At 71.6% G+C, this 12,133-nt stretch carries 11 protein-coding genes; 8 read left to right on the top strand and 3 right to left on the bottom strand.

The annotated features are described in order from the left end of the window. Window positions 1-32: 32 nt before the first annotated feature. The 7 genes from ACFY3D_RS00475 (at window position 33) to ACFY3D_RS00445 (ending at window position 6,704) form a co-directional block, all read left to right on the top strand. Complete coding sequence (locus tag ACFY3D_RS00475) at window positions 33-3,251, top strand: type 2 lanthipeptide synthetase LanM family protein (protein WP_389973043.1); 3,219 nt, start codon at window positions 33-35, stop codon at window positions 3,249-3,251. After that, window positions 3,248-5,413 carry a peptidase domain-containing ABC transporter gene (locus tag ACFY3D_RS00470; protein ID WP_389973040.1) on the top strand — a complete coding sequence of 722 codons (2,166 nt, stop codon included), beginning with the start codon at window positions 3,248-3,250 and terminating at the stop codon, window positions 5,411-5,413. The genes ACFY3D_RS00475 and ACFY3D_RS00470 overlap by 4 nt, the downstream gene beginning before the upstream one ends. Before the next feature lie 77 nt (window positions 5,414-5,490). Beyond that, window positions 5,491-5,676 carry a hypothetical protein gene (locus ACFY3D_RS00465; protein WP_362895117.1) on the top strand — a complete coding sequence of 62 codons (186 nt, stop codon included), beginning with the start codon at window positions 5,491-5,493 and terminating at the stop codon, window positions 5,674-5,676. Window positions 5,677-5,766: 90 nt separating this feature from the next. Beyond that, a complete protein-coding gene (locus ACFY3D_RS00460; protein ID WP_362922499.1) occupies window positions 5,767-5,940 on the top strand; it encodes a hypothetical protein in 174 nt (57 codons plus the stop codon). A gap of 30 nt (window positions 5,941-5,970) precedes the next feature. Next, window positions 5,971-6,138: a hypothetical protein gene (locus tag ACFY3D_RS00455; RefSeq protein ID WP_389973036.1), complete on the top strand. Its 168-nt coding sequence runs from the start codon at window positions 5,971-5,973 to the stop codon at window positions 6,136-6,138. A gap of 31 nt (window positions 6,139-6,169) precedes the next feature. Continuing rightward, the gene (locus tag ACFY3D_RS00450; RefSeq protein ID WP_389973033.1) at window positions 6,170-6,349 is read left to right on the top strand and encodes a hypothetical protein; all 180 of its coding nucleotides are present in this window, start codon (window positions 6,170-6,172) and stop codon (window positions 6,347-6,349) included. A gap of 178 nt (window positions 6,350-6,527) precedes the next feature. Next, window positions 6,528-6,704 (top strand): hypothetical protein, encoded by a 177-nt coding sequence (locus ACFY3D_RS00445; protein ID WP_389973030.1) that lies wholly within the window; start codon window positions 6,528-6,530, stop codon window positions 6,702-6,704. A gap of 243 nt (window positions 6,705-6,947) precedes the next feature. Here ACFY3D_RS00445 and ACFY3D_RS00440 read toward each other — a convergent pair whose 3' ends face one another. The 3 genes from ACFY3D_RS00440 to ACFY3D_RS00430 form a co-directional block, all read right to left on the bottom strand. Then, window positions 6,948-8,174 carry a PP2C family protein-serine/threonine phosphatase gene (locus ACFY3D_RS00440; protein ID WP_389974309.1) on the bottom strand — a complete coding sequence of 409 codons (1,227 nt, stop codon included), beginning with the start codon at window positions 8,172-8,174 and terminating at the stop codon, window positions 6,948-6,950. Between the two features lie 229 nt (window positions 8,175-8,403). Further along, complete coding sequence (gene pruA / locus ACFY3D_RS00435; RefSeq protein ID WP_389973027.1) at window positions 8,404-10,029, bottom strand: L-glutamate gamma-semialdehyde dehydrogenase; 1,626 nt, start codon at window positions 10,027-10,029, stop codon at window positions 8,404-8,406. Continuing rightward, a complete protein-coding gene (locus ACFY3D_RS00430) occupies window positions 10,029-10,955 on the bottom strand; it encodes a proline dehydrogenase family protein (RefSeq protein ID WP_389973024.1) in 927 nt (308 codons plus the stop codon). Before ACFY3D_RS00430 ends, pruA begins: the two co-directional genes overlap by 1 nt. 94 nt (window positions 10,956-11,049) lie before the next feature. Here ACFY3D_RS00430 and ACFY3D_RS00425 point away from each other — a divergent pair, with 94 nt between their 5' ends. Next, window positions 11,050-12,120: a PucR family transcriptional regulator gene (locus ACFY3D_RS00425; RefSeq protein ID WP_389973021.1), complete on the top strand. Its 1,071-nt coding sequence runs from the start codon at window positions 11,050-11,052 to the stop codon at window positions 12,118-12,120. Window positions 12,121-12,133 lie beyond the last annotated feature (13 nt).

Raw genomic sequence — 12,133 nt, 5'->3', positions numbered from 1 at the left:
GGCGGACGCCGCGCGTCGGCAGAGTGCCAGCCATGAGCGGAGACGGAATCACCCTGGGGGCGGCGCCCGAGCTCGGCGCGGCATGGTGGGCCGGCGGACTGACGCTGGCCGAGCGGCTGGACCGGACCGGCGGAGACATCCCCGCCGGCCGGTCGCCGGAGTCGGCCGGCGAGACCGCGCGCTGGCGGCTACGGGAGTGGCGGAACGCTCACGGGCTGCTGGAGAGCGGACAGTTCGACCGGCGGCTGGCCGCGGCCGGGCTCACCGTCGACGAGCTGACCTCGCTGCTGGACGAGGAGCCCGCCGTGCTGGCCGGCCGTGTCGCCCGCCCGGACTGGGCCGTACAGGCCGAGGAGGCGATCGCCGCGGCGCCTGCCGAGTCCGGCGCCCGCGCGGACGGGATACCCGTCGACGAGGGATTCGCGGCGATCATGACGCCGTTCGCCGAAGGCGCGCTGCGGCGCCTGGACGACGCGCTGAACGCGTGCGGCCCCGCCGTTCGGGCGGACGCCCTGCTCGCGGCCTGGGGCGTCGAGCTCCGGCAGCGGCTCGCGGCGCTCGCGTCGCGGACGCTGGTTCTGGAGCTCAACGTCATGCGCGTCTCGCGGCGGCTTGAGGGGGCGACGCCTGAGGAACGGTTCGCGGACTTCGTCCGATGGTTCGGGCGTCATCCCGAGGCGCTCGCCGCGCTGTGCGAGGAGTACCCGGTGCTGGCCAGGCTGCTCGCCCAGACGGCCGACCGGTTCGCGGCCGGCCGGGGCGAGATGCTCGCCCGCTACACCGAGGACCGTCCCGGCATCGTGCGGACGCTGCTGGGCGGCGTCGATCCCGGCCCGCTGACGGCGGTCGAGGGCGGCGGCGACACCCACCAGGGCGGCCGCGCGGTGAGTGTCCTGACCTTCGAAACGGGTGCGCAGGTGGTCTACAAGCCGCGCCCGCAGGCCGTTCACCGGCACTTCAACGACGCCCTGGCCTGGCTCAACGAGCGCGTCGCGGGCTTGGACCTCATCCGCCTGGCCGTGCTGGACCGCGGCCCGTACGGCTGGGTGGAGTTCGCGCCCCATCTGCCGTGCCAGGACCGCCAGGAGGTCGCCCGTTACTACCACCGGCTCGGGGCGCTGCTCGCGATGCTGCACGCTCTCGACGGCGCCGATTTCCACTGCGAGAACCTGATCGCCTGCGGCGACCAGCCCGTGCTGGTCGACCTGGAGGCCCTGCTGCACCCGCTGGTGCCCGGGGCGGGGATCGAGCGCCTCATGGGGGACCCCGCGGCGCTCGCCCTGGAGTCGTCGGTGAGCCGCAGCGGTCTGCTGCCCGAGCTGATGGTGGGCGAGAACGGCGTGATCGACCTGTCCGGCATGGGCGGCGACAAGGACGTCATGCTGCCGATGAAGACGCCGACCTGGACCGGACAGGGCACCGACGAGATGCGGCTGGTCCGCGAACACCTGGTCTTTCCCGGCGTGCGCAACCGCCCGCGCCTGGGCGAGGACGCGGCCGACCCCGCCGACCACCTCGACGACCTGCTGGCCGGGTTCGGCCGCGGCTACGAGGCCATCGTGGCCGACGCCCCCGCACTGGTCCGGCTGATGACCACGTTCTCCGACGACGAGGTTCGCGTCGTCCCGCGGGCGACCCGCACGTACGCCAAGCTGATGATGGAGTCCACCCACCCGGACGTGCTCCGCCACGGCCTCGACCGTGACCGCGTGCTCGACCACCTGTGGGCGATCACCCGCGGCGACCGCACCCGCGAGCGGTTGATCGCCTATGAGGCGGAGGACCTCTGGGCAGGCGACATCCCGATCTTCACCACCCGGCCGGGCAGCCGCGACCTGTGGACCTCGGGCGGTGTCCGCATCCCGGACATCCTGCCCGAGGCCAGCCTGAGCCGCGCCGTCCGCAAGGTTCTCGGCATGGGCCGTGTCGATCGCGCCCGTCAGGAGTGGGTCATCCGGGCCGCCATGGTCACCCGGGACCGCTCCGGGCTCGCCGCCCTCGCCGTCGGCACGACGTCCTCCGTCTCCGCCTTCGCCCCCCTCTCCGCCGACAGGCCGGACGAGGCCCGGCTGATCGCCGCCGCCCGGGACGTCGCCGACCTCGTCGACCGCCACACCTGTGCCTCGGAACCCGGCGGTCGCGTCAACTGGCTCGGGCTGGAGCTGGTCGAGGAGAAGTACTGGATGCCGCGGCCGCTGAGCTGGGACCTGTACGGCGGCTACACCGGCGTGGCACTGTTCTTGGCGCAGTGCGCCGCCGTCACCGGTGAGGAACGGTACGCCGACCTGGCGCGACGCGCGGCCCTCCCTCTCGCGGGGCTGGCCGAGGACCCACCGGAGGAAGGCGTCATGGGCGCCTTCACCGGCCTCGGCGGAGTCGCGTACACCCTGGTCCACCTGGCCGCCCTGCTGGACGACACGGGGCTGGCGCGGCCGGTCGAGGACCTGGTGGAGCTGTGCGCGAAGGCGGCCGCCCAGGACGAGGCACTGGACGTCATCGTCGGCGCCGCGGGGACCCTGGCCACGATGCTCGCGATCCACCGGGCCACCGGGTCACCCGCGGCCTGGCGCACCGCGGAGGCGTGCGCCGAACGCCTGCTGGACACCGCGGCCCCCGTCGGAGCCGGAGTGGCCTGGCACACGCCCATGAGCGACGACCGGCCGCTGACCGGCTTCTCCCACGGGGCCGGCGGCATCGGCTGGGCGCTGCGCCGCTACGCCGAGGCGGGCGGCGACCCGCGCGCCCGTGACACCGCCCTGGCCGCCTTCGCCTACGAGAGCGAGCACTACCGGCCGGACCTGCGGGGCTGGCCCGACTACCGGCAGGGACAGGGCGGCGACGACATGCTCCACGCCTGGTGCCACGGAGCACCCGGCATCGGCCTGTCGCGCGTCGGCGGCCCGGTGACCGAGCACCTCGACCGGGACCTCGACCGCGCGCTCGCCGCCGAACTGGAGCGCGGGCCGATGGCCAACCACAGCCTCTGCCATGGCGAGCTGGGCAACCTCGAACTGCTCATCCAGCTGCGCCACCGGCCGGAGGCGGCCGAGCTGCTGACGGCACGCACGGCCCACCTCCTCGACGACCTGGCCCGCCGCGGCCCCCGCTGGGGCGCGCCCGGCGCCGCCCCCACCCCCGGCCTGATGAACGGGCTGGCCGGCATCGGCTACGGCCTGCTCAGGCTCGCCCGGCCCGAGCACGTCCCGTCCGTGCTTCTGCTCGACGCGCCCATCGGAGGTGAGCGCCGATGAGCAGGGTCCCGCTGCGACACCAGCTCACCTCCACCGAATGCGCCGCGGCCTGCCTGGCCATGATCGCCAGCTTCCACGGCAGGGACACCCGGGTCGCCGAATGCCGGGAAATGCTCGGTATCGGACGCGACGGCGTGTCCGCCGCCCACCTGATCGCCGCCGCCCCCCGCATGGGCCTGCACGCGCGGACCGAGCGGATGAAGAGCCTCGGTCCCATCGACCGGCCGGTCATCGCCTACCTCGCCGACCACCACTTCGTCGTCGTGGAACAGGTCGGCGCGCGGCGCGTCCGCCTGGCCGACCCGGGCGGCGGACGCCAGTGGCAGAGCAGGAAGGACTTCGACCGGCGCTTCGGCGGCGTGCTGATCCACCTCTCGCCCGGCCCCGAGTTCGTCCGGCGGCGCACTCCCATGCGGGAGTGGCTGATGCTCCGCTACCTGCGGGACTTCGTGGCGATGCCGGGCAGCCGGAGCCTGCTCGCCGCCGTGCTGGCCTGCGCGACCGTGCTGAAGCTGCTGGCCCTGGTGCTGCCGCTCGCCACCCAGCAGGTCGTCGACACCTTCGCTCCCGACCAGCGGACGGACATCCTGCCGCTCTTCGCCGGGGTGGTGCTCGGCACCACCGTCCTGGCCGGGCTGACGACCCTGCTGAGGGAGATGGCGGTGCTCACCCTGCGCGTCCGCGCCGAGGCGACGCTGGGACGGCAGCTCATCCGCCACATGCTGCGGCTGCCGCTGTCGTTCTTCATCCAGCGCCGCAGGGGAGACCTGCTCGCCCGGCTCGGCAGCGTCTCCACCACCCGAGAGACCGTCACGCAACGGCTGCTGATACTCGTGCTGGACGCCGCGCTCCTGGTGGGCTACCTGATCGGCCTGGCCGTCCTCGCCCCCGGCTACGTGCCCGTCGTCCTCACCCTGGGCGCCGCCCACGTGCTGCTGGTGCTACGGGTCTCCCCGCGGGTCGCGGCCGTCTACCAGCGGGAGCTGTCGGCGAAGGCCGAGGAGCAGAGCTACCTCACCGAAACCCTGGAGGCCGTGGTCCCGGTCAAGGCGAACGGCGTCGAGGGACGGGCGGAGCAGCACTGGGTGCGGCTGTTCGAGACGTATCGCGGTGCCCTGGTCGTCCGCGGCCGGATCACCGCCGGCCTGGAGGCCTTCCACCAGGCCCTCACCGTCGCCGCCCCGCTGCTCCTGCTGCTGACCGGGCTCGCGCTCGTACTGAACGGTGGCATGACGATCGGCACCGCGCTCGCCGCCAGCACCGTCGCCCTCGCCGTGCTCGCCCCCCTTCAGGGACTGGCCAGCGCGGGCCAGAGCTACCCGATGCTGCGCAGCCAGATCGAGCGGGTCTACGACATCGTCGACGCGGACGAGGAGGCCACCGGCCCCGTGCGTCTTCCCGAGAACACCGCCAGTGGCATCGAGGTCGAGGAACTGGTCTTCCACTATCAGGCGGACGCCCCGCCGGTGCTCAAGGACCTCACCTTCACCGTCCCGCCCGGCGCCAAGCTCGGCATCGTCGGCCGCACCGGCTCCGGCAAGAGCACCATCGCCCTGCTGGTCCTCGGCCTGCTGCGCCCCACCGCCGGTACGGTGCGCCACGACGGGCACGAACTCGACGAGCTCGACGTCCACGACCTGCGCTCCCGCTGCGGGGCCGTGCTGCAGGACCTCAACCTCTTCAACGGCACGATCATGGACAACCTCACCCTCGGACGGGAGGACGCCACCGAGGAGGAGGTGGTGCGCGCCGCCCGCATCGCCGGACTGCACGACGACGTGGAGGCCATGCCCATGGGGTACGGCACCCTCGTCGGAGAGGCCGGCGCCGCGCTGTCGGCCGGGCAGCGCCAACGGGTCGCCCTGGCCCGCGCCCTCGTCCACAAGCCTCGCCTGCTCATCCTGGACGAGGCCACCAGCCACCTCGACCCCGAGACAGAACGCCGCGTCGACGCGGCGCTGTCCCGGCTCGAGGTCACGCGGATCGTCATCTCGCACCGCCTGAGCGCGATCCGCGACGCCCACAAGATCCTCGTGCTCGACCGTGGTCGCATCGTCGAGCGGGGCACGCACGAGGACCTCGTCGCACGAGAGGGGACCTACCGAGAGCTGTTCGCGCACGACGCGGCGCCCCGGCAGCGAGCGGGGGCACTGAACGCGTGAGGCGCGCCGGGTTCCGCCGACGCGCCCCATGGACCGATTCCGAACCACGAAATCTCGATCCAGAAGGAGAGTACGTCATGTCCGAGAACGAGCTGATCCGTCAGTGGAAGAACCCGCAGGTCCGCTCCGCCGACCTGGCTCACCCGGCCGGGGAGATCGCCCTGGACGACGCCCGGGTGGTCGGCGGCCGCGAGCCGCGGACCGAGTACATCATCTCCTACGGCTGCTGCCCCACCGGCATCTGGTGCGGCGGAGACTTCTGACCCGCTTCACCACGAAGGGGCCTCGGCCCGTCTCCGCGCCGGTTCGGCCGGAGCTTTCCAGAACATCGAATCCCATGAAGGAGTGACGTCATGTCCGAGAACGAGCTGATCCGTCAGTGGAAGAACCCGCAGGTCCGCTCCGCCGACCTGGCTCACCCGGCCGGGGAGATCGCCCTGGACGACGCCCGGGTGGTCGGCGGCCGCGAGCCGCGGACCGAGTACGCCATCTCCTACGGCTGCTGCCCCACCGGCATCTTCTGCTGATCCCTGCGGCCTACACCAAGGAGTTGTGAGATGTCCGACAACGAGCTGATCCGTCAGTGGAAGAACCCGCAGGTCCGCTCCGCCGACCTGGTCCACCCCGCCGGGGAGATCAGTCTGGACGAGCTGGTCGGCGGCCGCGAGCCCGCCACCGAGGGGCTCGCCTCCTGGGGCTGCTGCGCCACCGGCTACTACTGCTGACCCGCGGCCGCGTGCGCGAAGGAGGCGTGAGATGTCCGGCGACGAGCTGATCCGTCAGTGGAAGGACCCGCAGGCCCGTACCGCCGGCCTGGTCCACCCCGCGGGCGAGATCGACCTTGACGAGCACCTCGCACGCGTCATCGGTGGCATGCCACAGGAGACCTGGCCTCCGGTGATCTCGCACAAGTGCTGCACCGTGGACCTCTGCTAGGAGGCCGGGAACCGACCCGAGGTCGTGACCGAACGCCGCACCGCGGACCTCTGCCACGTGGTTCGCGACGGACCATCGGACACGGCCACCAACGGTCACCAAGGGCGTCCGGCCCGGCCTCGTGCCGGGCCGGTCCCCGTGTCCCACGCACAACGAATCTCGACGAAGGAGACAAGTGATGTCCGAGAACGAGCTGATCCGTCAGTGGAAGAACCCGCAGGCCCGTACCGCCGACCTGGTCCACCCCGCAGGGGAGATCAACCTGGACGAGCTGGTCGGCGGCCGCGAGCCGCGGACGGAGCACTTCATCAGCATCGGCTGCTGCGCCACCAGCACGCTCGCCTGCCCGGTGTAGTCACGTCCTGCGGTCGAGTACGGACCGGACACGGACGGCTCACCGCGGTGGGGGCGATGCCCCCGCCGTAGCGGGAAACGAGTGACGCCTGGGTTTCGGATGCGAAACCCAGGCGTCACCGTTTTCGCGGCCTGTTCGAAGACAGTCGCGCTTCTTGAGATCGGGCCGATGCAGACCGGACCGTGCGACATCGACCCATGTGCGGGTGGCGGTGGTCCGACGGCCGGGGAAGAGCTCTCCTTTTCACAGGTGCAGCCGCTCGTGGGCGTCGCCGTGCCATTCCACCAGCAGTACCGTGACGTCGTCCTGCAGGCGACCGTCGTGGTAGTTCAGCACGCCGCGTATCAGGCGGCGCAGCGTCTCGGGCACGGGCAGGCCGTCGGAGGTGCGGCGGATGATGAAGTCGACGAACCGGTCCAGACCGAACTCCTCGCCGACGGCGTTGCGGGCCTCGGTGATGCCGTCGCTGTAGAACACCACCCGGTCTCCGGGCTCCAGCTGTTCACGGCACGTCACGATCTCCGTGCCCAGGTTCAGGCCCATCGGGGTGGCCGGAGGGCATTCCAACGTGGCGACCCAGTGGCCGCCGCGGATCACCACCGGCGGATGATGACCTCGGTTGACCCAGGACAACACCCCGGTGCGGGTGTTCAGATCACCCAGGATCGCGGTGACGAAACGGGTGGCCTGACCGAACTCGGTGATCAGGACCTGCTCGACGGCCTCGCTGGTCGCCGCCAGGCCGGTGCCCTGACGGCGGCTGTTACGGCAGGTGGCCACCGCCAGGTTGGCACTCAGCCCCGCCGAGACATCGTGTCCCATCGCGTCGAAGATCCCCAGATACGCCACCTCGCCGGCCAGCGCGTAGTCGAAGGCGTCCCCGCCGACCTCGTAGGCCGGCTCCAGCGCCGCGGCGATGGTCACCCGCTGATCGGCGAAGGTCAGCGGCGGCATCAACGTCCACTGCATCTCCGCGGCCACGTGCATCGGCCGGGTACGCACCAGCCGGGCGTAGGAGTCACTGTAGGGACGCTTGTCGATCAGCAACAGCGCCACCAGCGACGCCAGGTCCCGCATGTTGTCCTGGATCTGCGCGTCGGCGGCGGCCTCGACGCCGACGCGCAGCACCCCCATGCGTTCGACGCCGTTCAACAGCGGCACCCACCACCGTTGCGGCCCGTCGGTGTCCTCGTCAGTGTCCTCGTCAGTGTCCCTTTCGGTGCCCTCGCCGACGCCGACCAGGATCCGCACCTCCTGGAAGGCCCGCCCGGCCAGGGTCGCGTCGATGCGCAACTCGCCGACCTCCGTGCTCGCCCCCTCACCGGTCAACAGACGAAGCACGTTGCACTGCAGATCCGCCAGGTAGATCAGCACCTCGGCCAGGCCCGCGGACACGGCGTGCTCCGCGACCAGGCCCGGAATCTGCTCCAGAGCCGCCAGGTGACTGGCCCGTAGCAACTCCACCAGCATCCGTTCGGGGCCGGGAGAGGGCTTCACCGCCACGCCACCGCCGACACGCGCTCACTCACCTCGCGGCCCCTTCCATCTCCTACATCCCCGCGACACGATCATCCGCTTTACCGAAGGATCGGCCGTATCCCAAGGCGCCTTCGCCCCTTGTCTCCCAGACCTTCCTTACCCCTCGGCCTCATGTCGAAGCCGTCGTCAGGTCGGGCTCCTGCCGACCGTCCGGGGAAGGTCAGCCCTGGTGCGGGTAGCGGTGGTCGGTCGGCGGGGCGAAGGTCTCCTTGACGGTCCTGGCGCTCACCCAGCGGGTCAGGTTGAGGATCGACCCGGCCTTGTCGTTCGTGCCCGACGCCCGGCCTCCGCCGAAGGGCTGCTGGCCGACGACCGCGCCGGTCGGCTTGTCGTTGATGTAGAGGTTGCCCGCCGCGAAGCGCAACCGCTCCGAGGCCGAGGCGATCGCGTAGCGGTCCTGGGCCATGATCGAACCGGTCAGCGCGTACGGGGAGACGCCCTCCATCTGGTCCAGGACCGTGTCGAAGTCCGCGTCGTCGTAGACGTGCACACCGAGGATCGGCCCGAAGTACTCCTTGACGAAGATCTCGTCGGTGGGGTCGGCCGACTCCAGGATGGTCGGCCTCACGAAGTAGCCGGTCGAGTCGTCGTACGACCCGGTCAGCACGTTGATCGAGTCGAGCGAGCGGGCCCGGTCGATCGCGGCCCTGTGCTTGGCGAACGCCCGCTCGTCGATGACCGCGCCCATGAAGGTCGACAGGTCCGCGGCCACGTCGCCGACGGTGAGCGACTCGGCGGTGCCCACGAGCTCGTCGCGGATCACCGACCAGACCGAGCGCGGCACGTACGCGCGGGAGGCGGCCGAGCACTTCTGCCCCTGGTACTCGAACGCGCCGCGGATCAGCGCCGTGGTGAGCGCCGCGGGGTCGGCCGAGGGGTGGGCGAGCACGAAGTCCTTGCCACCGGTCTCGCCGACCAGGCGCGGATAGGACCGGTAGGAGGCGATGTTCGCGCCGACCGTGGACCACAGGTGCTGGAAGGTGGGCGTGGAGCCGGTGAAGTGGATGGCCGCCAGCTCGGGGTGGGTCGTCGCGACCTCGGAGACGGCCGAGCCGTTGCCGGTCACCATGTTGATGACACCCGGCGGCAGCCCCGCCTCCTCAAGCAGGCGCATGGTGAAGTGCGCGGAGAACTGCTGGGTGGGGGAGGGCTTCCAGACGACGACGTTGCCCATCAGGGCGGGAGCCGACGGCAGGTTCGCCGCGATGGCGGTGAAGTTGAACGGCGTGATCGCCAGGACGAAGCCCTCCAGCGGCCGGTACTCCATCCGGTTCCACACGCCGGGCGAGGAGACCGGCTGGTCGGCGAGGAGCCGCCGCGCGAAGTCCACGTTGAAGCGCAGGAAGTCGATCAGCTCGCAGGCCGCGTCGATCTCCGCCTGCTGCGCGGACTTGGACTGGCCCAGGATCGTCGCGCCGTTCAGCGTCTGCCGGTAGGGGCCGGCCAGCAGGTCGGCGGCCCGCAGGAAGATCGCGGCACGCTCGTCGAACGGCAGGGCCCGCCACGCGGGCGCCGCCGCGAGCGAGGCGTCGATCGCCGCGCGCACGTCGTCGGCGTTCGCGTCCGCCATGCGGCCCAGCACGGAGGCGTGGTTGTGCGGCTGGACCACGTCGATCGGGGCGCCGCCGCCCATCCGCTGCTCGCCGCCGATCGTCATCGTCAGGTCCAGCTGGGCGCCGGCGAGCTCCTTGACGCGGTTCTCCAGCGCCGTACGCTCGGCGCTGCCGGGCGCGTAGCCGAGCACCGGCTCGTTGACCGGGGCGGGAACGGTGGAGATGGCATCCATTAGTTGCCTCCAAGGGCACGAAGGAAGAAGGCGATGTTCGCCGGACGCTCGGCCAGGCGGCGCATGAAGTAGCCGTACCAGTCGTCTCCGTAAGGGATGTAGACACGCACGGTGTGACCCGCTCCGGCGAGGGCGAGCTGCTTGTCGGTCCTGATCCCGTAGAGCATCTGGTACTCGTAGTCGCCGCGGGATTTGGAGAACCGGTCGGCGAGCGTCTCGGTGATCGAGATCAGCCGGTCGTCGTGCGTCGCCACCATCGGGTAGCCCGCCCCCGACATGAGGATCCGCAGGCAGCGCACGTAGGCCTTGTCGACCTCGTTCTTGCTCTGATGCGCCACCGAGGCGGGCTCGGCGTAGGCGCCCTTGACCAGGCGCACCCGCGATCCCTCGTGCGCGAGGTCGCGGCAGTCGGCCTCGGTGCGGAAAAGGTAGGACTGCACGGCGACACCGGTGGAGGGAAAGTCCAGGCGCAGGGCCCGCAGGGTCTCCAGCGTGGAGTCGACCGTGGTGTGGTCCTCCATGTCGAGGGTGACGTTCGCCCCGCAGTCGCCGGCCGCCTCGCAGATCCGCCGCGCGTTCTCCAGGGCGATCTTGTCGCCGTCGGCGCCGAGCGCCTGGCCGACCGCGGAGAGCTTCACCGACACCTCGGCCCGGTCACCGAGCCCCAGCCCGCCCAGCGCGCCGAGCAGCGTGACGTACGCGCCGGCCGTCTGGGCGGCGGCGGCGGAGTCTCTCGTCTCCTCGCCAAGGTGGTCGACGGTGACGGCGAGTCCGGAGGCGGCGAGCCCGCGGATCGCCTCGACCGCCTCCCGAGGCGTCTCGCCCGCGACGAAACGATCGACGACCTTGCGGGTCAGCGGTACGCCGGAGACCGCGCGCCGTACCAGCGGCGACCGGGACGCGCCGAGAAGGAGAGAACCGAACATGTTTCCAGCCTAAAACCTCCGCTCGCCCGGCCATCATGTGCATCTGCCACGATCGACGGGCGGGGCTTTCATACACATGTATGACAATGGTGGGGTGTTGCAGGAGACGGTAGACGAGATCGCCACCAGGCTCGGCGCCTCGGCCACCCTGGAGGACCGGGCCTTCCAGCTCCTGGCCTACGCCGCGCAGAGCGGCGACATCGACGTGGTGCGCCAGGAGTCCATTCTGCGACGCCGTGCGACGGACCAGGTACGCGCCTACTTCGAGGGGTACGGCATCGCCGGGGCACGCGGCCCCGTACGCATCCCCGCCGACGCCGACCTGGGAGTCCTCGCGCGGGTGTGCGTGCCGTTGCGGCACCACGAGGTGACCTACGGCTACCTGTGGCTCCTCGACGACGGCACACTCGGTGACGAGGCCCTCGCCTCGGTCGGCGACCTGGTCTCCAGGGCCGCCACCGTCCTCGCCCAGGAGGCCCGCAGCCGTCAGGACCTGGGTGCGAACCTACGGGAGCTGTTCTCCTCCGACGCCGAGGAACGCTCCCGGGCACTGACACGGCTGGACGACGTGCGCGGCCCGGTGGCGGCGATCGCCGCCCGCGTCTCCCCGGACCGGGTCGCCGCCCTCTGGACGCTCCCGCGCGCCGTGCTCGCCGACCCCGCGTTTCCCGTACGGGGCGAGCCACTGGTCGCCCTCCTGGCCCCGGCGGGCCAGGCGGGGGAACTGGCCGACCGGATCCAGGGCATGTACGGAACGGTGGTGGGCGTCGGTGCATCCAGGGACGAGCCCGCTCAGGCCTGGCGAAGCTGGCGGGAGGCCGTGCACGCGCTGGGCGTCGCCGGACGGGTGCCCGCGCTCGCGCCCGTCGCCACCTGGCCAAAACTGGGCGTCTACCGGCTGCTCGCCCGCATGTCACCGGCGGGGCTGCGGGAGCTCGCGGAAGAGGTCGCCGGGCTGGCCGAGGACCCGGAGCTGGCCAGGACCGTGGAAAGCTACCTCGACCGCGCCGGTCACGTCCAGGAGACCGCCGGCGCGCTCGGCGTGCACCGCCAGACGCTCTACTACCGGCTCGCCAAGGCGGAGCGGCTCACCGGCAGGAACCTCGCCGACGGTGAGGACCGCCTGCTGGTCCACCTCGCACTCAAGGCGGCCCACCTGCTCTGAGCCCCGGGTCCCG

The sequence above is a fragment of the Streptosporangium sp. NPDC000509 genome (assembly GCF_042898365.1).
Taxonomy (GTDB): Bacteria; Actinomycetota; Actinomycetes; order Streptosporangiales; family Streptosporangiaceae; genus Streptosporangium.
This window is presented reverse-complemented; position numbering and strand designations above follow the sequence as displayed.

Bases quoted from the DNA above. Each gene is read 5' to 3' on its own strand.
- ACFY3D_RS00475 (WP_389973043.1), top strand. From the start codon at position 33: ATGAGCGGAGACGGAATCACCCTGGGGGCGGCGCCCGAGCTCGGCGCG.
- ACFY3D_RS00470 (WP_389973040.1), top strand. From the start codon at position 3,248: ATGAGCAGGGTCCCGCTGCGACACCAGCTCACCTCCACCGAATGCGCC.
- ACFY3D_RS00465 (WP_362895117.1), top strand. From the start codon at position 5,491: ATGTCCGAGAACGAGCTGATCCGTCAGTGGAAGAACCCGCAGGTCCGC.
- ACFY3D_RS00460 (WP_362922499.1), top strand. From the start codon at position 5,767: ATGTCCGAGAACGAGCTGATCCGTCAGTGGAAGAACCCGCAGGTCCGC.
- ACFY3D_RS00455 (WP_389973036.1), top strand. From the start codon at position 5,971: ATGTCCGACAACGAGCTGATCCGTCAGTGGAAGAACCCGCAGGTCCGC.
- ACFY3D_RS00450 (WP_389973033.1), top strand. From the start codon at position 6,170: ATGTCCGGCGACGAGCTGATCCGTCAGTGGAAGGACCCGCAGGCCCGT.
- ACFY3D_RS00445 (WP_389973030.1), top strand. From the start codon at position 6,528: ATGTCCGAGAACGAGCTGATCCGTCAGTGGAAGAACCCGCAGGCCCGT.
- ACFY3D_RS00440 (WP_389974309.1), bottom strand. From the start codon at position 8,174: ATGCTGGTGGAGTTGCTACGGGCCAGTCACCTGGCGGCTCTGGAGCAG.
- pruA (WP_389973027.1), bottom strand. From the start codon at position 10,029: ATGGATGCCATCTCCACCGTTCCCGCCCCGGTCAACGAGCCGGTGCTC.
- ACFY3D_RS00430 (WP_389973024.1), bottom strand. From the start codon at position 10,955: ATGTTCGGTTCTCTCCTTCTCGGCGCGTCCCGGTCGCCGCTGGTACGG.